The sequence below is a fragment of the Humisphaera borealis genome (assembly GCF_015169395.1).
Classification (GTDB): domain Bacteria; phylum Planctomycetota; class Phycisphaerae; order Tepidisphaerales; family Tepidisphaeraceae; genus Humisphaera; species Humisphaera borealis.
The window spans coordinates 3933558-3952611 of record NZ_CP063458.1; the positions used below are offsets into that span (position 1 = coordinate 3933558).

20 protein-coding genes are annotated in these 19054 nt (G+C 62.3%); 9 read left to right on the forward strand and 11 right to left on the reverse strand.

What is annotated here, in order from left to right; all coding sequences use genetic code 11:
* The first annotated feature begins 13 nt into the window (after positions 1–13).
* Together IPV69_RS14670 and IPV69_RS14675 are read left to right on the forward strand one after the other, a co-directional pair.
* Positions 14–823, forward strand: a complete 810-nt coding sequence (locus tag IPV69_RS14670) for a protein kinase family protein (RefSeq protein WP_206290436.1) — start codon at positions 14–16, stop codon at positions 821–823.
* Positions 824–882: 59 nt separating this feature from the next.
* Positions 883–1473, forward strand: coding sequence for a DUF1259 domain-containing protein (locus IPV69_RS14675; protein WP_206290437.1), 591 nt, complete (start codon positions 883–885; stop codon positions 1471–1473).
* Positions 1474–1484: 11 nt separating this feature from the next.
* Here IPV69_RS14675 and rsmA read toward each other — a convergent pair whose 3' ends face one another.
* The 4 genes from rsmA to sucC form a co-directional block, all read right to left on the reverse strand.
* Positions 1485–2336, reverse strand: a complete 852-nt coding sequence (rsmA, locus tag IPV69_RS14680; RefSeq protein WP_206290438.1) for a 16S rRNA (adenine(1518)-N(6)/adenine(1519)-N(6))-dimethyltransferase RsmA — start codon at positions 2334–2336, stop codon at positions 1485–1487.
* A gap of 603 nt (positions 2337–2939) precedes the next feature.
* On the reverse strand, positions 2940–3596 hold the full coding sequence (locus tag IPV69_RS14685; protein WP_206290439.1) for a protein-tyrosine phosphatase family protein: 657 nt from the start codon (positions 3594–3596) through the stop codon (positions 2940–2942).
* 86 nt (positions 3597–3682) lie between these two features.
* Positions 3683–4126, reverse strand: coding sequence for an NADH-quinone oxidoreductase subunit A (locus IPV69_RS14690; protein ID WP_206290440.1), 444 nt, complete (start codon positions 4124–4126; stop codon positions 3683–3685).
* A 130-nt stretch (positions 4127–4256) separates the two neighbouring features.
* On the reverse strand, positions 4257–5435 hold the full coding sequence (gene sucC, locus IPV69_RS14695) for an ADP-forming succinate--CoA ligase subunit beta (protein WP_206290441.1): 1179 nt from the start codon (positions 5433–5435) through the stop codon (positions 4257–4259).
* A 622-nt stretch (positions 5436–6057) separates the two neighbouring features.
* Here sucC and IPV69_RS14700 point away from each other — a divergent pair.
* Positions 6058–6519 (forward strand): hypothetical protein, encoded by a 462-nt coding sequence (locus IPV69_RS14700; protein ID WP_206290442.1) that lies wholly within the window; start codon positions 6058–6060, stop codon positions 6517–6519.
* Positions 6520–6538: 19 nt separating this feature from the next.
* Here IPV69_RS14700 and IPV69_RS14705 read toward each other — a convergent pair whose 3' ends face one another.
* The 5 genes from IPV69_RS14705 to IPV69_RS14725 all read right to left on the reverse strand — a co-directional run bounded on the left by IPV69_RS14705 (position 6539) and on the right by IPV69_RS14725 (position 10529).
* Positions 6539–6973, reverse strand: coding sequence for a hypothetical protein (locus IPV69_RS14705; protein ID WP_206290443.1), 435 nt, complete (start codon positions 6971–6973; stop codon positions 6539–6541).
* Positions 6974–7021: 48 nt separating this feature from the next.
* Positions 7022–7594, reverse strand: coding sequence for a fused DSP-PTPase phosphatase/NAD kinase-like protein (locus IPV69_RS14710; RefSeq protein WP_206290444.1), 573 nt, complete (start codon positions 7592–7594; stop codon positions 7022–7024).
* A 122-nt stretch (positions 7595–7716) separates the two neighbouring features.
* Positions 7717–8304 (reverse strand): NADH-quinone oxidoreductase subunit NuoE family protein, encoded by a 588-nt coding sequence (locus tag IPV69_RS14715; RefSeq protein ID WP_206290445.1) that lies wholly within the window; start codon positions 8302–8304, stop codon positions 7717–7719.
* A gap of 105 nt (positions 8305–8409) precedes the next feature.
* Positions 8410–9231, reverse strand: a complete 822-nt coding sequence (locus IPV69_RS14720; RefSeq protein ID WP_261361971.1) for a DUF4058 family protein — start codon at positions 9229–9231, stop codon at positions 8410–8412.
* A gap of 20 nt (positions 9232–9251) precedes the next feature.
* Complete coding sequence (locus tag IPV69_RS14725; protein ID WP_206290447.1) at positions 9252–10529, reverse strand: NADH-quinone oxidoreductase subunit D; 1278 nt, start codon at positions 10527–10529, stop codon at positions 9252–9254.
* Positions 10530–11118: 589 nt separating this feature from the next.
* Here IPV69_RS14725 and IPV69_RS14730 point away from each other — a divergent pair.
* Both IPV69_RS14730 and IPV69_RS14735 read left to right on the forward strand, forming a co-directional pair.
* Positions 11119–11907, forward strand: a complete 789-nt coding sequence (locus IPV69_RS14730) for a biotin--[acetyl-CoA-carboxylase] ligase (protein WP_206290448.1) — start codon at positions 11119–11121, stop codon at positions 11905–11907.
* Positions 11908–11919: 12 nt separating this feature from the next.
* Positions 11920–12663, forward strand: a complete 744-nt coding sequence (locus IPV69_RS14735) for a hypothetical protein (RefSeq protein WP_206290449.1) — start codon at positions 11920–11922, stop codon at positions 12661–12663.
* Positions 12664–12686: 23 nt separating this feature from the next.
* Here the strand turns inward: IPV69_RS14735 and IPV69_RS14740 are convergent, their stop codons facing one another.
* Positions 12687–12854, reverse strand: a complete 168-nt coding sequence (locus IPV69_RS14740) for a hypothetical protein (RefSeq protein WP_206290450.1) — start codon at positions 12852–12854, stop codon at positions 12687–12689.
* A 224-nt stretch (positions 12855–13078) separates the two neighbouring features.
* On the opposite strand from IPV69_RS14740, the gene IPV69_RS14745 reads away from it, so the two are divergent.
* A complete protein-coding gene (locus IPV69_RS14745; RefSeq protein WP_206290451.1) occupies positions 13079–14467 on the forward strand; it encodes an alkaline phosphatase family protein in 1389 nt (462 codons plus the stop codon).
* A 40-nt stretch (positions 14468–14507) separates the two neighbouring features.
* On the opposite strand, the gene IPV69_RS14750 is transcribed toward IPV69_RS14745, so the two are convergent.
* Positions 14508–15797, reverse strand: coding sequence for an amidohydrolase family protein (locus IPV69_RS14750; protein WP_206290452.1), 1290 nt, complete (start codon positions 15795–15797; stop codon positions 14508–14510).
* A gap of 161 nt (positions 15798–15958) precedes the next feature.
* On the opposite strand from IPV69_RS14750, the gene IPV69_RS14755 reads away from it, so the two are divergent.
* The 3 genes from IPV69_RS14755 to IPV69_RS14765 all read left to right on the forward strand — a co-directional run bounded on the left by IPV69_RS14755 (position 15959) and on the right by IPV69_RS14765 (position 18845).
* On the forward strand, positions 15959–17599 hold the full coding sequence (locus IPV69_RS14755) for a sensor histidine kinase (RefSeq protein WP_206290453.1): 1641 nt from the start codon (positions 15959–15961) through the stop codon (positions 17597–17599).
* 13 nt (positions 17600–17612) lie between these two features.
* A complete protein-coding gene (locus tag IPV69_RS14760) occupies positions 17613–17825 on the forward strand; it encodes a hypothetical protein (protein WP_206290454.1) in 213 nt (70 codons plus the stop codon).
* A 93-nt stretch (positions 17826–17918) separates the two neighbouring features.
* Complete coding sequence (locus IPV69_RS14765; RefSeq protein WP_206290455.1) at positions 17919–18845, forward strand: hypothetical protein; 927 nt, start codon at positions 17919–17921, stop codon at positions 18843–18845.
* The last annotated feature ends 209 nt before the right edge of the window (positions 18846–19054 follow it).

A 19054-nucleotide genomic window follows, 5' to 3' on the forward strand; every position in this document is an offset into this window, starting at 1 on the left:
TCTAATCGCAGTCGTGACGGATCACGCCAACGAAGATCCTCTTGATCCCGCGTCGCATCCAGCCGACGGCAAATACTGGTCACTTCGTGCGCTGGGCAGGAATGGGCTTCCGGCACAATTCGAGATCGACGGGGTCGTCTATCGCCGTACCCAGACCATCAAGCACGATTTCTTTGCCGCGACGGGTTTTTACGCCAGTCAGGCCGGCCGGAAAGTCGTGCTGAAGATGGGCCGGGCAGAAAAGTTCCTCGGCTGGCCGCTCGATTGGCTTGGCAAGTGGTTATGTGAACGCGAGCTGCGGTTTTACTTGAGGCTCGCCGACCTGCCCAATATTCCAGGGGTGGTCGGCCGCGTCGGCAAGACTGGTTTCGTCCACGAGTATGTCGAAGGGCAGCCGCTGAGTGCTGACCGCCCGGTGCCTGACGGATTTTTCGACAATCTGCTGGCCCTGATGTCGCAACTGCACCGTCGGCGAATTGCGTACGTCGACACCAACAAGCCCGAAAACATCCTGCTTGGCGACGACGGCCTGCCCCACCTGATCGACTTTCAGATCAGCTACGACCTCTACGACCTCGATGACTGGCCTTGGAGCCGCTGGCTGCTCGCACGCCTGCAGCGCGAAGATGTCTACCACCTGCTGAAGCACAAAAAGAAGTTGCGGCGGGACGAAATGACGCCTCAGGAACTGGAGCAATCGCAGCGGCGAAGCTGGTTGATCAACCTTCATCGCACGATTGCCAAACCCTATATGTTCGTCCGTCGGCGGGCGTACAAGAAGCTGAAAGCCAGTGGCAAGCTTCTGCCCGAGGGAAGCAAGTAGACAGAGCCCGCTGAAGCAAAAGGGGTTTGGAACGGGCAACTGTGCGGTAACATGACCGCATGCCGACTCTCCGACGATCGCTGTCGCCCGCGGTATGCCTGTTCGGGCTTGCCATCCTGTGTCTGGCCGGCTGCGCGGGCGCGCCTGCCGAACGGCGTGCCCTGCTCGTCGAGCTTCCGCCTGCGACGAACGCCGCCGTCCCCAAGCCCGACCCAGGTTCCGATGAAGCGAAGGCCAAGGTGTCGTTCGAAACCGTTTCCAAAATCCTTGGTCGCAGCGGGGTGTACAAGACTGCTGGCGTCTATGTGATCACCGTCCCGCGCGACGATCTGGCGCTGGCGATTGACGGCATGGAAGTTCCCACGGCGGCCGGGATCGAATCGGTGTTCAGCTTCTATTACTGCCCCTGCGGGAAAACGAACGTAGTCGGTCAATTCTGCGTGCTGGACTACGAGTCGAACGACGTCATCGATGCATTGCGCGCGGCACGCATCGAAATTGTGTCGGTCGCGCCCATGCTGCTGCACACCCGCAACGCACCGATTGCCATCCGATTCTTCGCCGAGAGCAAGCCCGAACCACTCGCGACGGCGATCCGCGAGGCACTCCGCTGGACGGGCAAGGAAAGAATGGCGCCGGCTACGAAGTAAGACGCGACGATTCACACCCTGGTTGGCAACGCGATCTTCCAGAGTTCGACGATCTGCTCCGGCGTAAAGACTTCCGGTCGGAGTGACCCGTCGATGCCGCTCTCCCGGATGATTCGGTCGGCGTCGTACCCTGCCTGATCGATAGCCTTGCGCAATGTCTTCCTCCGGAACGAGAAGACCTTGTGCATGAAGACATCAAACGATTTGACGCCCGCGCCGAGCCGGTCGTCTCTGCGAAGCCGTACGAGGGAAGAATCGATCTTGGGTGCCGGCCAGAATGCCTGGGGTGGCAGGTTGCGCAGGACCTCTACTTTCGCGAGCATCTGCGCCATCAGCGTCAGGGGGCCGTAGTCGTCGCTGCCGGCTTGGGCCTTGAATCGGTCGGCGACTTCCTTCTGGACGGTAAAGGTCAGCAGATCGACGCCGGCGATGAGCAGCTCGATCACCAGCGGCGAGGCGATGTTGTACGGCAGGTTCGCGACCAGCTTGGGGCGGAGGCCGTCCCGGCGGGCGGCGTCGAGAGCCGCCCGGAGGTCGGCATTCAGCTCATGCTTGCTCGCCAGGGCGTCGCCTTCGATGAGCTGGAAGTTCTCGCGACCGCTCAACCGTTCACGAAGCAAACCCGCAAGGTCGCGATCGATCTCGACTGCCGTCACACGGCCGGCCCGGGAGAGCAGCTCTTCTGTGAGCGTGCCGGTGCCGGGACCGATTTCCAGGCACCAGTCCTGCGGCGTCAACTCGCCGGCGTCTGCGACGAGCCGGACGAGGTTCTGGTCGATCATGAAGTTCTGCCCGAACCGATGTCGTGGCGAGGTATCCGCACTTGCCAGAAGGGATTGGATTTCGTGTTTGGTCTGTGCCAATGGAAGAGGTAGTGGAGTGGTGGGGTTTATAGAGAGAACGGCGGTGCGCCTCGGCACATACCATCGGGTTTGCGACCGCAATGCGGACAGTAGCTTACAGGGTGCCTGTACACCACTACACCTACACCACGTCCCAGGTAGCTCCCGGATTCAGCGCAGAAAAAAGCCGCACGGCGGAGGGTAGTGCCGTGCGGCTTGGCGGAGGAGGAAACGAGGATTAGGTTCGCGTCGGCTTGATGTCTCAACCCATGTCGGGGAGCGTCAGCCTCGGCGAAATGTTTTGTGAGCCTTGATAACCCCTCGGACAATATGCGGCCTGCGGACCGCCCGCAGGCCGCACTTGTCCAGGGAACCAACCGCGCTCGACTGACCCTAGAGCGAAGTTGATGCCAGAGACGAAAAAATATTTCGCGACCAGCGGAAGTGCCGGAATTCAGCCCAGAATTGGCCATTTCACGTGGAGGAGGCCGAGCCAAGCCTGGTTCTGATGTGCGGCTGGCCTCGGTTGTATCGCACGGCCAATAGGCACACCCTTGATTCCAGCCGGAACCTGCGCATCCGCTGGGCTTGCCTACTCGATCGCGAATCCAACAGTCTGATTCGCTAAGATTTGATGTGGGGAAGTGGGTTGGGAATGCGTTCAATGACGCCCCGATCGACCAGCATCTCGGCGATCTGCTTCATGTTCTGATTGAGAAATGGGATGAGCCCGGGATTGTCGTCGGGATCATGGCCGGCGCGCGTCAGTTCGATGTAGGCCTCTTCACCTGTACGACCTTGGATCAGCGTCCGATAAAGTGCGACCACCCCGCCGGTCCGTTGCGTGCCGGCATTGCAGTGGACCAGTGCTGCCTTGCCCACCTTTTCCGACGCGGTCAGAACAGCCAGCGCGTCGGCATAGCTTGCCGGATTTCCCAGCCCGTCACCCCCGAGACTGAAGTTGTGTCGCTCGATCCCGAGTTCCGCCGACACTTTGCACTCGGCGTCGACATCCGGTATCCGCCGGTCGTCCCGGCTCATGAACACGATCACCTTGATCTGGTGTTGCTCGAGTGTCTTTCGAATGAGATGGCTGGAGATTTGTCCACTCCGGTAGATCTTTCCTTCCTCCACCGTTTTGAAGTTGCGCGGGAACAGGTACTCGTCCCAGACGTGATATCGCACTACGTACCAGCCGACGATCGACAGCGCGACAGCTACGCCGGCTATAGCAAGCCGACGGACGCGAAACCGACGTGTTGAAGGCAGCGGCTGTGTCATCGGCGAGACAACAAAAGAAGCGAGCCACGAGGTAGACCTCGTGGCTCGCAGAAATCGTTACCGATGGATCGACCGACGTCGAGCCCTCAATCCCACTTGAACACGCCCTTACCCCATGCATAAAGGTAAGCAACGAGCAGCAACAGAACGAAAATCCCCATTTCCAGGAGCAGCAGTGTTCCAAAGGACACGCCACCCACGACTCCGGTCGAGCGGACGCCGTCGGTGAAGATCGTCGCCCAGGGGTACATGAAGATGATGTCGACGTCGAAGACCAGGAAGATCATCGCGACGATATAGAACCGCACGTTGAACCGCTGGTGGGCGGTGCCGACGGGGACCATGCCGCTTTCGTAGGTCTGTTCCTTGCCCGGACCGGTGTTCTTAGGCCCGACGAAGATCGACAGCGCCACGTTCGTGACGGCAAAGCCGATCCCCATGATCAGCAGAAGCACGACCGGTGCCCAGGCAACCCGCGGCTCATTGGCCGACGTCTGGGCGAGATAAGGCAACAGGGCGAGAGTACTCATGGCGGGGATACTTTAAGGAGGGCAGGCACGAAGGCAAGAGGCGTGAAGACAAGAGGCACGTAGGCACGAAGAGCGTTGGATCGAATCCGAATCCCTCCGTGCCTGCGTGCCTCTTGGCCTTCGTGCCTGCTTAAGCTGCTTTCCCCACCGCCGCCACCACCTTCTTGGCGGCGTCGGTCAGGTCGGTCGCGGGGATGAGCGTGGGCAGTTCGGCTTTCGCCGCCTGCAGGATCTCGCGGGCCTTGTCGACGTTCGTGCCTTCCAGCCGAACGACCACCGGCACCTTGAAGCCGACTTCACGGCCGGCCTTGACCAGCGCCTCGGCGATCAGGTCGCACTTGGCAATTCCGCCGAAGATGTTGACCAGGATGCCCTTCACCTTTTCGTCCGACAGGATGATCTTGAACGCCTCGATCGCGCCCTCGGCGGTCACGCCGCCGCCGACGTCCAGGAAGTTGGCCGGCTCGGCGCCGTGCAGCTTGATGATGTCCATCGTCGCCATCGCCAAGCCCGCGCCGTTGACCAAGCAGCCGATCGTGCCGTCAAGGGCGATGTAGTTCAGGCTCGCCTTGTGGGCCCGGACGTCGAGTTCTTTCTCCTGCGATTCATCGGCCATCGCGGCGATGTCGGGGTGGCGGAACAGCGCGTTGTCGTCGAAGTTGAACTTCGCATCCAGCGCGAGCATCTGCCCGTCCTTGGTCACGACCAACGGATTGATTTCGGCGAGCGAGGCATCCGTCTGGAAGAACGCCTTCACCAGGCCGGTGATGATCTTCGACGCCTCGCGCGTCTGCTTGCCGGTAAAGCCCAGCTTGTACGCCAGCTCCGTCGCCTGGAACGGCTGCAGGCCCAGCGCCGGGTGCAGCGGAATCTTGAACACCTTCTCGGGCGAGTGCTTGGCGACTTCTTCGATCTCCACGCCACCCTCGGCCGACGCGATGAGGGTCGAGGTCTTGCGGGCGCGGTCGACGGTGATCGCCAGGTAGTATTCCTTGGCGATTTCGACGCCGGGCGCGACGATCAGCACCGACACCGGCACGCCTTCGGGCCCGGTCTGGTAGCTGGTCATGCGGTTGGTGAGCATGAAGTGGGCGGCCTGCATCGCCTCGCCCGGGCTTTTGACGAGCTTGACGAACCCGGCTTTGCCGCGTCCGCCGGCGTAGACCTGTGCCTTAACGACGCACATCGGCGAGTTGAACTTGGAGAACGCCGCCGCGGCTTCTTCCGGCGTGCGAACCACCTCGGCGGGAGGAACGGGAACGCCGAGGTCGGAGAGGATCTTGCGGGCCTGATATTCGTGGATTTTCATGCTGATCGGGAGTCTAATCGCGGGAGGGACGAGAGACAAACGGGGCTAAGGTCATCGGTCCTGCCCGAGAGTGGCCCATGGCAACCACCGACATCAATTCGCAGCCTCCCAATACACCGGCTTCTTTGGTTGCGCCAATTCCATTGGGGTACGCGCGACCCGGTACGACAAAGCCAGGGGTCGACCCAAGAAACGTCGCGATCGCGGCGTGGGGCTTCGCGATTGCCGCGTTGTCTCTCATGTTCTACCGGTTGGATTCCTGGCTGCAGCGAATCGACTACGTAGCGATCTACATCGTCCCTCCTGTTCTCGTCTGGGTCGGGACTCGGCGACGACCGATTCGCTGGCTCCGAACGATCACGTTCGTCGTATGCATTTCATGGATGATCTACGAAGCAATTCATCGAATTAACATCATTTACGGCGACCCCAATCATCCTCGTTCCCGCTGGCGAGCGGAGTTGGTGGAGCCGAGCGTGAACATCCTCTGGCCACCAGGCATCTACGTCGCCGTGCGATGCTGCATCTTTGTTTACGATGGGGTTCGTCGCCGAGCACGATCCAACGCTGAGGTGCGGCAATAGACAGCAAGCCACCGACCATACTCGAATACCATCGCCCGATGATTCCCACCCCCGCCCCGCCGAAACCGTCGCCCTGGAACAAGCCGGCGTCGCCGACGCATGTCATCTGGTTCGTCTTCGCCGCCATTTCCGCCACACAAATCAGCCAGTTCGAAGAAGGACGCACCAACGGCCGGGGCGCGTTCCTCTTCATGGTGTTTGTGACCCCGCTGCTCTTGCAGGTAGCGGTCTACCTGGCGGCAAACCTGCTGTTTCGCGTCTGGAATCTCGAGGGAGTTTGTCTCTACCTGCTGCTGACGCCCGCCGTGATTCTGTTGGTCTTGCAGTGGCGGCTCTATACACTCGACCCCGGCTTTCCTCGGCCGCGCGACCGGTGGGACATGTTCGAGGCATTGCGCTGGGCGACGGGCCTTTCAATTGGATGGGTGATGATCCTGGCAGGCGGACTGCTCGTGCGATGTCTGAAGCTGGTGATGCAGGCACGATCAATCGGGCGGTAGCAAGACACCGCCGCCACTGTCACTTCTTCGTCCCGTCCTTCACTTCTCGCTCCACCACCACCTCGTCGATGATCGTCCGACGCAGGATGACGCCCGGCTGATGCGGCATCTCGGCTTCTTCCACCTTGTCCTGCCGGAAGATCACTTTCTCAGAGAGCGTCGCCCCCTCGGACGGTGCTGGACTGGCGGCCGCACGGGATGGCGACTTTGGCGTTCCCGACGCTTGGGCCGCTGTCGGCTTCTGTGCCGCGGCTTGCGGCTTTTTCGCGGCGGGCTTGGTGACGTCGGACTGAACTGCCTTCTTCACGTGCCCCACCTGCCTGCCGAGCCAGCCGAAGACATACTCGGTCGTGGAAGCGGACTTCTTCGCGGGCTTTCCGGCGGGCTTCTGGCCGGTCGGCTTCTGACTCGTGGACTTCTGCCCGGCCGGACGTGTGGGTTTTTTGGGGTCCATGGAGAACCTCGTAGCGCAGGCTTCGGGTCTGCGAACACCGACCGTCATCTACTCTTTGCTCATCGGCAGCGACTTGGTCATGCGCCTGGTCACCGGATCATAGCACTCGATGAACCGCTTGATATCGCCGACGGTCCGCTCGCTGTGGCCGAAGGTCTCGAGCTCCTTCACGGCCCGCTCCTTATCGTACCCGAGGACGGACATCTGGTAAGCGGCGACCAACATCCCCGTCCGCCGAACGCCCTGGGCACAGTGCACCAGCACCGGCTGTTTCTGCGGATCGGCCAGGATCGCCAGGAACTGCTCGCACTGGTCCCCGTCCGGCCAGCCGCCGAGCTTGATGGGCACGCGGGCCACCGTCGCCCCGCCGTTGCCGCCGGTGTAAGTGTCAATCTCCCGCTTGAACTGGGGCTTTTCGGCGTCGGCGATCTCGGGGTCGTCAACAAGGGTGATGATCGTCTTGGGCTTGGTCTTACGGACGGCGTTCTCGAACTCCCCGAAGTTCTGCAACCCGCAGCGGTAGAGCACGCCGGGCTGAACGGTCAGCAGGTGGTAGGTGCGATGGAAGTAGTAAAACCCGCCAGCGACGAGAAGGACGATGGCGATGCCGATCCAGAGCATTGGAGACAAGTAACGTGTCGGGGTGGTTGGGTGGCTGGGTGGTGGGGTCGCCATGAGCCAATCGATCCCGGGCTTGCTGATTGCGGCCGCGCCACCCCATCACCCGATCACCCCAGCACCTCCTAGTGGTGCGGCAGATCGCTGTCGTTCCAGCCGATCTCCGGGTCCTTGTAGTCGTGGGCGTGCTTGGGAAGCTTTTCGATGAGCTGGTCGAGCGTCTCGACGGTCAGGTTCTCGTGGAGCACGTCGTTGATCAGCGCCACCGGGGCGGTGCCGCAGGCGCCGAGGCATTCCAGCTCGACGAGCGTGAAGCGGCCATCATCCGTCGTTTCGAATGGCTCGATGCCCAGCTTCTGCTTGCAGTGGTCGGTCAGCTTCGCCGAGTCGCAGATTTCGCACGAAAGCGACCGGCAGACCTGGATCAGGAACTCGCCCTTGGGCTTGAGCCAGTACTCTTCGTAGAAGGTCGCCGTGTCCATGACCTCGGCGGGCGCGAGCTCGAGAAACGCCGCGATCTCTTCCATCGCCTGGGGCGGAATCCAGTTGTAAGTATGCTGGATGGCGTGCAACGCCGGCAGCAGTACGGCCCGCTTGGTGGGATAGCGTGGGAAGTACTTCCTGGCGAAGTAGTCCTTCAGAGCGTCCGTGAGGTAAGGCTCCGAGCGACGCTCAAGGACTTCAGTGCGACGGTTTTCGGTAATCCAGGCCATGGTGCTTTCGGGGTCATGTAGGGTCCGCACTGCGGACCGCAGCGTTTTGCCGGCTGGCGGATTCTACTCAGAGCGGCGCGGTTTTCGAGTCTGGATGACCAAAGACTAAGTAATCACACCTTTGGCGCGCAAGAGTTTGCTGGCCCATTGCGCGTCCTCGTTGCTGAGTGGCGGATTGGGCGGCACTCGGTAATCGGTGTCCAGATCGTAATCCGCATCTGTGAAGGCGAGCGTCAACGCCTCCTGCAAGTCGAGTGGCACATCGGATTCACCCGGACGCAATGGGACACCAATGACCGGAAGCGGCTCGCGAATACCGAACGACCACAGCCAACGCCTCCTGCCGTCTGCGGTGGTCCGATCCTGGTAGGCGCGGTATGCAGTGCTCGGAATCGAAGGAAAGCTGATGGTCGGCGCACCATCGCGCAGTAAATCGATCTCCAACCAGCTGCAATTGGACTCCGTGACATCCTTTCGTTTTTTGAGAAAGGACCGGCGCCCGGCGGAACCAGCTCTCTTGTTCGATGGGCTGACCAGTTCGATGACGGTCACTACCTGACGATTTGACGCATCGCGAATCTCAATGAATCGCTCTTGCGCTACGGCTGGAGATAGCTCCGTGACGTCAATCGCCGGTGAGATGCGCTGGTCGATGACAGCCGTCCCGCCACTCGTCCTTCCGTCACCGACTTTGATCGCCTCGGGATTGCGAAGCACCACTCGCGCATCCGGGATGACGTAGATCTCGCTTGCCGGGTCGTCGTCATCGAACATGAATGTTCGCAGTTCGACTCGAGCCACGTAGTTGCTGGTTCTCAACTTCGCGCTCAGCAAACGCTTTATTGTGCCGATCAATCCGTGATGAACATCCGGCCACAGGTCCGGATTCTCGAGGTAGGGATCCATGCCAGGGAAGGGTGAAGGCATTTCTGGTCCTCGAGCCTATTCTACCGGTCCAACTCCGCCGCGATTACGTTAATGCTTCCCAGCACCGCCACCACGTCGCTGATCATGTGCCCTTCGAGCAGCTTCGGGAACACCGAGTAGTTGATGAACACCGGCGGGCGCGTGCGGCAGCGCCAGGGGCGGTTGCCGCCGTCGCTGACGACATAGAACCCCTGCTCGCCGTTGGCGGTTTCGATCGCGTTGTAGACTTCGCCCTTGGGGCACTCGAAGCCGCGGTTGGTCATGATCAGCTCGAAATGCTGGATCAGGCCTTCAATGCTGCTGTAGACCTGTTCCTTCGGCGGAAGGACATCCTTGCCTTCAGGGCTGACGTTGACCGGGCCGCCGGGGATGTCGTCGATCAGCTTGCGGATGATGTCCAGCGACTGCTTCATTTCTTCCAGCCGGACCAGGTATCGGGCGTAGACGTCGCCGGTGGTCATGATCGGGACCTTGAAGTCGATCGCGCTGCTCCCCTGCCCGTCCCAGTTGTTGGCGAAGCAGAGGTACGGCTCATCCTTGCGAATGTCGCGCTTCACGCCGGCCGAGCGGGCCATCGGGCCGCTCAGGCTCCAGGCGATCGCCTCTTCGCGGGAGATCTCGCCGATGCCCTTGGTACGGTCGATGAAGATGCGGTTCTTATTCAGCAGCTTGGCGACGTCTTCCATCGCGCGGGGCATGTTCTCGTCGATGAACTTCTTTACCATCCGCTTGAAGACGGCTTCGTCGGGCAGGTCCTGGTTCAGGCCGCCGACGCGCGTCCAGGACGTATGGAACCGCTGGCCGGACATGTATTCGACGATGTCGTAGATGCGTTCGCGCTCATTGAAGCCATAGAGGAACGCAGTGAACGCGCCCAAGTCGAGCCCCGCCGCCCCGACGCACAGCAGGTGCGACTGGATGCGACCAAGTTCGCCTGCGATCGTGCGGAGCACCTTTGTTCGCGGCGTCAGTTCGATGCCGAGCAGCTTTTCGACCGCGCCGTGCCACGCCAGTTCGTTATAGATCGGCGCCGAGTAGTCCATGCGGTCGACGATCGTGACGTACTGGTTGTAGTTGAGCGCTTCGCCGCACTTTTCGAACCCGGAGTGCAGGTAGCCGATGTGCGGCGTGACCTTGACGATCCGTTCGCCGTCCAGTTCCAGCACCAGGCGGAGCGTGGTGTGGGTGGCCGGGTGCTGCGGGCCGAAGTTGAGGGTCCAGCGGTTTTCGGAGATTTCGCTGCCGGTCAGTTCGCCGGGGAGGACTTCGTCGCTGGTCTTGGAAAGCGTGTAGGGCATAGTGCGGACCGTGGGAACGAATGAGCGTCTGCGAACGTCAGTTCGGCGGGATTATAGGGAACAACGGATCAGACGCCACAGGCGTAAGCCCGGCAACAAGTTTGAAAGGACAGACGATTCTACAGCCGGCCAACGTGAAGCCGGCGGGCTTGCCCGCCGTATAGCCTCGGAGCCCCTGTCCCGGAAATCCCCACAAATCGTCGTGCACCCTCAACATATGGTACGATTCTACCGTCCACCCGGCTGCCGGAACTGCGGGCTCTTCGAGTTTGCCCCTGCGGCCGGAACACATACGGAACGGAGTTCGATCATGGGTAAGGGTAACAAGGTTCGCAAGAAAGAAGTGAAGAAGCCGAAGCAGGACAAGACGGCCAAGACGGTGAAAAAGTAGGACGGCAGAACGGTGTTTCTGGATGGCATGGGCAACGGTAACGCGTTGCCCGTGGCGAACGTCGGACGGCATCCGCCACGGGCAAGCGAATACGCTTGCCCATGCCACCCATCAGTATTCAAAAGGCAGAGATTTGCCTGTTTACGCCGCAGTTACGTTCTGGTCTCCACTCCTGGTTTCGCCCGACGCACCTTGCGCATGCCGCAGCCGTCACGATCAAGCTTCGATCTCAGTCGGCTTCGACTGGCAATTAAGCCCTTTCGGCTTCACTGGTTCCCCCGGCTGCGCAGCACCAACGACCATGCCGTTGCCCTTCGGGAGCGGGGAACGCTTTACGCGCCTTCCGTCGTGCTGACCGGACACCAGACCGCCGGCCGCGGGCGCGGGGCGCACCGCTGGTGGTCGGCGGGCGGATGCCTGACCGTCACGTTCGTTTTGCCGGTTGACGAAGCAATGCAGCCACACCAACTGCCGCTGATCGCCGGCATCGCCGTCCGCCGGGCGGCCGAGAAACTCTCCGGCAAGCCGGGCATTCAGCTCAAATGGCCCAACGATCTTTTGCATGCGGGCCGAAAACTGGGCGGGCTTCTCTGCGAGCGGGTCAGACGGGCAGACCTCGTCGGGCTCGGGCTGAATGTCAACGTCGACCCCGCCGACGCACCCGCCGACCTGCAAAAAAGCGTAACGTCCCTTTCCGCGATCGCCGGCCGGCCACTCGACATGACCGACGCGCTGGCGTGCGTCGCGACCGAGCTTCAGCAACTGATCCGCTGCCTTCCCGAAACGCCTTTCCCGGCATTGCTCAAGGAATACGATGAACACCACGCCCTGATCGGACGGCAGGTAAGCGTTTTCGACAACGGCGACGGCAAGGCTGTCAACGGCAAGTGTGAAGGACTGGACGACATGGGCCGTCTCCTGCTGCGCGACCGTGGCGTCCTGCACCATGTGATCGCCGGGCAGGTGTCGGCGAAGCTTTCGAAGTAGATGCCCATTGAGATGACTGATCTTTCGACCGACGCGTTGTTCGCACCCGCCGCCAGGCAGCGTTACGCGCTCCGCCTCGGCGTTGGTGTTCCCGCCATCGCGCTGCTCGTAGGCCTTTTGAACGGCTGCAACGCCGCCCCCGCCGGTGATCCGTCTACGCTCGCTGCCATAACGGCTCCGACGACATCCCCCGCGTCGCGGTCTGCGATCGTCCTGATTCGCGGCTGGCGGGATCTGTATTCCGACGGCATCGACCAGCTCGCGTCGAAGCTGCGGCAGGCCGGCCGCCCCGCCGTCGTCTTTAAGGAAGACCAATGGCGGCAGGTGGAGTCGGCGTTGGCCGAGCGCGCCGCCGCGAAATCGCTTGCCAGCCCGGTGATCCTGGTCGGCTTCTCGTATGGTGCCGACGACGTCATTCTCATCAGCCGGCGATTGAACGAGATCGGGCAGTCCGTCGATTTGCTGATTGTAATTGATCCGGTCACGCCGGCCGAGATCCCGCCGAACGTCGTTTCGTGTCTGAACTTCTACCAGTCCAATGGCGTGTGGGACGCCTTCCCCTGGCTTCGCGGCGTACCGGTGAAGGATGAACCCGCCAGGCTCACCCGTCATCCGCCGACGACCAACATCGACATCCGCACTCGGCCGGAGTTGCTCGAACCCGGAACGTCACACAGCACGATTGCGGCAAACGCCAAAGTCCACGCGGCGATCGTGGACGCGGTGAAAAGACTTCCGGTTGAAACTCAGAATTGAAGCGAAAGGAGCCGAGGCGGGATTCAGACGGCGGCCGTCTGGGCGACGCGGAGGGCCAATGCCTCGGCACGGCGACGGCGGGCCCACAGGATGTGGGTCAGGGCGACGGCGAACGCAAGGTAAGGCGCGAACAGCGCAAACCCGTGCACGCCTGCCAGATACGCCAGCGGTAGGAATCGAAGTGATCTCACGTTCGCGGCACTGTATCGCGATGCCGGTAAAACTTGAGAGAAAATCGTTACGACAATCCGTGATTATGGTTATCGGACCCGGAACCTCGGGGGACTTTTCCTTCTCCGCCGGGTTGCCGAACGGCTCACGACGGAGACACGCAGAGTTGGTCTCCGTGCCCGCTTGTTGATTCTGCATTTTCGCAACGCTTGACCGTACTCCGTCCTGCCCCTCCAATCGACCCGTGCCATCGCTCCAGAAAACGGTCGTCATCAATGCCGTCGGCCTGACGCCGTCGCTCATCGGTCCTCATACGCCTCGGCTCAATGCACTCGCCGATGCCGGGGCGGTCGCGCCGATCGGGCATGTGTTGCCCGCCGTCACGACGACGGTGCAGTCGACCTACCTCACGGGGAAGTGGCCGGCGGAACACGGCGCGGTCGCCAACGGGTGGTACTTCCGCGACGAGTGCGAGGTGAAGTTCTGGAAGCAATCCAACCGCCTGGTGCAGTCGCCCAAGATCTGGGACATCGCCAAGGCAACGCACCCCGGCTTTACCTGTGCCAATTGCTTCTGGTGGTACGCGATGTACTCCCGTGCGGATTACACGGTGACGCCGCGACCCATGTATCCCGCCGACGGCCGGAAGCTGCCTGACATCTGGACCAATCCGCCGACCCTCCGGGATGAATTGCAGCGCGAGCTCGGCCAATTCCCGCTGTTCAACTTCTGGGGACCGGCAACCAGCATCAAGGCGACCGACTGGATTGCCGAGTCGGCGATTCGCGTCGACCGCAAGTATGACCCCACGCTCACGCTCGTCTACCTGCCGCACCTGGACTACGTGCTGCAGAAGGTCGGCCCGGATCAGGCAATCGCCGCCAAAGACCTTCGTGAACTCGACGATGTCTGCGGCAAGCTCTTCGACCATTTCGAGAAGCGCAGCGCGAAGGTGATCGTGCTGTCGGAGTATGGCATCGAGGCCGTGAACAAGCCGATCGACATCAACCGCGTGCTCCGCCGGGCCGGCCTGATCGCGGTCCGCAAGGAAATGGGGCGCGAACTGCTCGACCCCGGCCAGAGCGTGGCGTTCGCTGCCGCTGACCACCAGGTGGCCCATGTGTACGTCAACGACCGCTCCCGCGTCGCCGAGGTGAAGGCCTTGCTGGAAGACGTCGACGGCATTGAGTCCGTTCTCGATGCCGACGGCAAGCGGGCCCACCACGTCGATCACGACCGCAGCGGCGAACTCGTCGCCGTCGCGGAGCGCGGAGCCTGGTTCACCTATTACTACTGGCTCGACGACGCCCGGGAGCCGGACTTTGCCCGCAGTGTCGACATCCATCGCAAGCCCGGCTACGACCCGGCGGAACTGTTCCTCGACCCCAAGGTGTCGATGGTCAAGGGCCGCATCGCGCTGACGCTGCTGCGTAAGAAACTCGGCTTCCGCACGATGATGAAGGTGATCCCGACCGACGCCACCCTCGTCAAAGGAAGCCACGGCCGTCCGCCCGCAACGCCGGCCGAGGGGCCGATGTTCATCTCCCGCGACAAGGATCTGGTTCCGCCAGGCGAGATCGCACCGACGGCGGTCCGCGATCTCATCCTTCGGCATGTCGGGATTAACATTTGATGGTCCCCTTCCCTCGAGAGAGTCGGCATCACGCACCGGGCTATGGCACGGCCGACTGATGTACCGGTTTCCCGTTCAATGTCACCCGCCTGACGGCCGACGCCGGCGAGTTCAGATCGTCGGGCAAAATTACCCGAATCGCCTGCTCGCCCGTCGTCTTTCCTGCCACGTCGGTATCGCCCGGCATCACCTCGATAAACGACATCGGCCGACCGGCTTCCAGCCGGCCCAGGGTGGCATCGAGGCCGAGAATGACCGCCGGGGCGAGCGTCGCGCGACAGAGCGCCTCCACGGCCGTCGCGTGTTTTGATCGCCTTTCATGGACGGTCATGAACCGCTTCATCTCCGCCAGCATGCTCACCGTCGGGGATGCGCCGACGTCGGTCGCGATCGCATAGGGAATGCCGCGGGCGACGACCTCGTCCAGGGGCATGACGCCCGAGCCCAGCAGCAGATTCGACGTCGGGCAATGGGCAACGACCGAGCCGGTGTCGACGACGATCTGCCATTCCTCCGGGCGCATCTGGATGCAATGGGCAAGGATGCAGCGATGATCCAGCAAGCCATCCCGGCGGTAGACATCCGTGTAGCTGGCGGCTTCGGAATAGAGCACTTGCTCGATCTGCCGCTTCTCGCCGACCTGCTCGTTGAGGTGCGTCTGCGTGCGGAGCCCGAGCCGTCCGGCGAGCTTCGACGCCAGCCGCCGCAGCGGCGAACCGACCGCGTACGCGAAGCGATCGGTAACGATGGACCGCGGCCCGAATCGCCGGGCAAGTCGCTCGATGTCGGCGGCGACGGTTGCCTCGTCGGTGTGAAGGTTGGGCGGGCAGTTCTGGTTCATCATCGCCATGCCGACCTGCCAGGAATCGGGCAGCGTCGCCAGCGCCACTTCAGTCGCGCCGGCCGACGTCGTCATGTAAGCCGCCCCGCCGACCACGCCGTGGGAGAGTGTGTCGGCCAGAAACTGCCGGGCTACCGCCCGTGCGTGGTCTGGATCGTTGCAGGCTTCCTCGGCGGGAAAGACGTTTCGTCGGAGACCCGCAATCAATTTGCCGCCCGGTGCATCGTCCGGAATGCCTTCCACGAACCGGCCACGAATCGGGTGCTGTGGCACGTGGGTGTGAATGTCGATCAGCGGCGGCAGCAGGACACCGTCGCTCATCCTCGCGGGAGGTGCGTCGCTCCCCAACTGTGATCGCAGCGCCGGCCAGTCACCGGCGAACAGCAGTACGCCTGAAGCATCACCGGCGAGAACACCATCGCGGTAGAAGTCGACAGAGCCGCCGTCGCGGGGGATCAGGAGCGGACCTCGGACGATTTGCTGTAGCACGCCCGTATGGTAAGCGGGCAGGTGGCGGCCGTCTTGCGAAGCGTTCGGCATGGTGCAACAGCGATTGCCCATGCGACACGAGCGCAATTCTTTCCCATTTCATCCGGGAATCGCATCTGCCGGATAACAATCGCTTCGATTCCTCAGCCGGATAGAATGCGATGCAGATGACGCTGCGGCAGAAGATTTCCTGGCAGGTCGGCGCGACGCTTTTCGGGCTTTTGCTCGTCAGCGCCGCGAGCCTTTGGGGCATCAACGGTTTGCATCAGGACTACGGCGTCGCCCTCGACGGCTACCAACGGCTTCGCCAAGCGTATGTCGCCGGCACCCACCTGCAGACGGCGCAAAAGCTTCTGCAATGGCCGCACCCGCAATCGATCGCTGCCGCGCGTTCGGAAGTCTCGGCCGCGATCACGAGTTTTGCGCTGAGTGATGAGTCGGCCGGCCCGGGTGTGGCGTCTCCCCGCACGCTCCCGCCGGTCGTCAGCGATGACCCCGCGACCGGCGACATCCGCCGATCCCTGCAAACGATTGCAGGCAACCTCGAACTGCTCGAGCAATCGACGCAAGGCGCACCGGCCGAGGCCGTGGCGATGCAACGGGACGCGATCGTCGCACAGTTGGGGAAGATCGCCCTGCTGTCGTCGGGAATCCGTAAATCGACAGAACTGGCTCAGGAGGCAGCGGCGACCAAACGGCAGGCCACATTTGCGCTGGTTGGCGGTTTGTGCGGGCTGGTCGTCTTTCTGGCAATCGTTCTGGGCGTGCTGCACTACCGCGGCGTCATGAACCCGATCCGACGGTTGACCGCCGGCGTACATCAGTTGACCGCCGGCGAGTTCAAAGGCCGGGTCGACGCCCGCGGCCGCGACGAACTGGCTTCGCTCGCCAATGACTTCAATCAGATGGCCGCCGAGCTCGACGGTTTCTATCACGAGCTTGAACGCAAGGTCGCCGAGAAGAGCAAGGAGCTCATTCGCTCCGAGCGCCTGGCGAGCGTTGGTTATCTGGCCGCCGGCGTGGCGCACGAGATCAACAACCCGCTCGGCATCATTTCCGGCTATGCCGAGTACTCGATCGCGGCGATCGGCAAGTTCGAGCCTTCGTCCGATGCCGGCCACACCGCCGACGTCGCCAAGTCCTTGCAGATCATTTGTGACGAAGCATTCCGGTGCAAACAGATCACACAGAAGCTGCTGTCCCTGGCCCGCGGCGGTGATGACGCGCGCCAGCCCGTCAGCCTGCTCGAGACGGCCCGCGAGGTGGCGAGCATCATCGGGGGGCTGCGAGAGCATCGCGACAAACGTGTGGTGGTGATCGCCGATTCTGACGAGGGAATCGCCCCTGATCCGCTCGCGTCGGTCACCCGCGTGGGCGACGCCGAAGGCCTCGTCATGGCCGTCGAGCAGGAAATGAAACAGGTGCTGCTGAACCTCGCAGTGAACGCTCTCGAAGCGGTCGCATCCGGGTCGGGCGAGGTGCGGATTGAGGTTCGCGAGGCGCCCAACGGGTTCGTCGAACTGAGCGTCATCGACAACGGCAGGGGTATGACGCCCGAAACGCTGGACCGTGTCTTCGAGCCGTTCTTCACGCAGAAGCGCGGCCGGGGAGATGACGGCTGCGGACTCGGCACCGGACTGGGGTTGTCCATCAGCCATGCCATCGTGCAAAACCACGGCGGCACGCTGACCGCCGAGAGCAAGGGCCTCGGCCTTGGCAGCAGGATGATCGTCCGGCTGCCGGCGATCCATGGTGCTGCGGTGCCCGCCGCACCGGTCGCGTCCGGGCGGACGACCGTATAGAGTCTTCCGAAGCATGTATTACGTCCTTGGCATCGTTCTTGCCGTCATGTGCGCCGCCGTCGGCATCCTTGCACTCGGTCTCATCGGCTACGAGCTGCTCTGGCTCGCCGGGATGCGCGGCTACACCCGCCGGCGTCTGCAGTTGGCGGGGCTAGTTTTCGCGTTGCCGGCCGGCCTGGCCGGGGCGTGGGTCGGCTATCAGCTCTGGACGCAACTCCTGATCTGAATTGACGCCATTCGCATCATTCCGTGCCGCCGATCCTGCCCTTAACATGCAGCCCGGTTCGACGTCCCCCAACGCCGCGTCATGGAAGTCCGCATGAAGAAAAAGCGAAGCTGGCTCAAACGACTGCTGCTGGGCATTACCCTCCTGCTGGTGTTGATCGCCGTCGGCGTGGCGACCCTGGCGTACATGACCGGGCGGTCGCCGTCCTGGTACCGGACCAACGTCATGGACGACAAGACCATGACGCGCAACTACGACAGCGCGCTGGTGAAGCTCGGACTCATGCAGAACTGGGCCCAAGACCAGAGCAACTGGCCGCACCGCACCGCCCGTCCGCGTGTCGATACCGATCCCGCAACCGCACCGGCTAAAACTCAGTCGATCTCTCTCACCGAAGACGAGCTCAACGCCGTCCTCTGGAAAGAGCGGGAGAAGCTCCTGGAGCGTTATGGGCACGCGATCGCCGACCCGTATATCGCGATTCACGAAGGCCATATCGTGCTCGCCGTCACCCACAAAGGCACGGGGCGCGTGGTCAGCGTGCACGTGGCACCGAAGATCGACGAGCAGGGTCTGTTCATCCTTTCCGTGGACAGCCTGATGGCCGGTAGCATTCCGATTCCCAAGGCGCTCTGGTCCGGCTACACCGACAAAGTCAGTGGCGCCCTCAAGCCCGCGCTCGACGCCGTCCGTGACAACGCCGCCATCGAAACCGACGGCACCTGGAACCAGGCCGCGGTCGTTGCGGCGCGGTGCCGGCTGGTTCTGAGCTCCCTGAACGGAAAGTCTGACGACGCCGTCCTGTTTCTTCCGCCGGACCCCAAGAAGCTCGAGAACGGATATCCCGTCAAAATCACCCAGATCAAGATCGAAAACCAGACGATGTCGCTGGTCGTCATACCCCTGGACTTTGAAGAACAGCAGCGCCTCCTGCTGCGACTGCGTGCACCCATCGGCGAGTCACCTGCGGCCCCCATCGCCTCCAAGGCCGACCAACAGGGCAACAATGCCACGCCATGACACCAGGTCTTGATCCACACCAGGTCTTGATCGACCTCGGGTCTTCATCCACACGAGTGCCTCCTCGTTAACGTTTCGTAAAGCGATGGCATAGCTCGCGGTAAGATGCAGGATCACCACCCTGCAGCGGTCACCGTTTCTCGCGACGATTCGCGTGGAATTAGGGCCGATCGCGCCGCGTCGACCTGTATCGAGGCCACGAGCGATAC

Excerpts from the sequence above, each read along its gene's own strand:
- IPV69_RS14710 (WP_206290444.1), bottom strand. The coding sequence starts at position 7,594 with ATGCTCTGGATCGGCATCGCCATCGTCCTTCTCGTCGCTGGCGGGTTT.
- IPV69_RS14705 (WP_206290443.1), bottom strand. The coding sequence starts at position 6,973 with ATGGACCCCAAAAAACCCACACGTCCGGCCGGGCAGAAGTCCACGAGT.
- IPV69_RS14725 (WP_206290447.1), bottom strand. The coding sequence starts at position 10,529 with ATGCCCTACACGCTTTCCAAGACCAGCGACGAAGTCCTCCCCGGCGAA.
- IPV69_RS14735 (WP_206290449.1), top strand. The coding sequence starts at position 11,920 with ATGACTGATCTTTCGACCGACGCGTTGTTCGCACCCGCCGCCAGGCAG.
- IPV69_RS14690 (WP_206290440.1), bottom strand. The coding sequence starts at position 4,126 with ATGAGTACTCTCGCCCTGTTGCCTTATCTCGCCCAGACGTCGGCCAAT.
- IPV69_RS14675 (WP_206290437.1), top strand. The coding sequence starts at position 883 with ATGCCGACTCTCCGACGATCGCTGTCGCCCGCGGTATGCCTGTTCGGG.
- sucC (WP_206290441.1), bottom strand. The coding sequence starts at position 5,435 with ATGAAAATCCACGAATATCAGGCCCGCAAGATCCTCTCCGACCTCGGC.
- IPV69_RS14715 (WP_206290445.1), bottom strand. The coding sequence starts at position 8,304 with ATGGCCTGGATTACCGAAAACCGTCGCACTGAAGTCCTTGAGCGTCGC.
- IPV69_RS14700 (WP_206290442.1), top strand. The coding sequence starts at position 6,058 with ATGATTCCCACCCCCGCCCCGCCGAAACCGTCGCCCTGGAACAAGCCG.
- IPV69_RS14765 (WP_206290455.1), top strand. The coding sequence starts at position 17,919 with ATGAAGAAAAAGCGAAGCTGGCTCAAACGACTGCTGCTGGGCATTACC.
- IPV69_RS14730 (WP_206290448.1), top strand. The coding sequence starts at position 11,119 with ATGCCGCAGCCGTCACGATCAAGCTTCGATCTCAGTCGGCTTCGACTG.
- IPV69_RS14685 (WP_206290439.1), bottom strand. The coding sequence starts at position 3,596 with ATGACACAGCCGCTGCCTTCAACACGTCGGTTTCGCGTCCGTCGGCTT.
- IPV69_RS14755 (WP_206290453.1), top strand. The coding sequence starts at position 15,959 with ATGCAGATGACGCTGCGGCAGAAGATTTCCTGGCAGGTCGGCGCGACG.
- IPV69_RS14720 (WP_261361971.1), bottom strand. The coding sequence starts at position 9,231 with ATGCCTTCACCCTTCCCTGGCATGGATCCCTACCTCGAGAATCCGGAC.
- IPV69_RS14760 (WP_206290454.1), top strand. The coding sequence starts at position 17,613 with ATGTATTACGTCCTTGGCATCGTTCTTGCCGTCATGTGCGCCGCCGTC.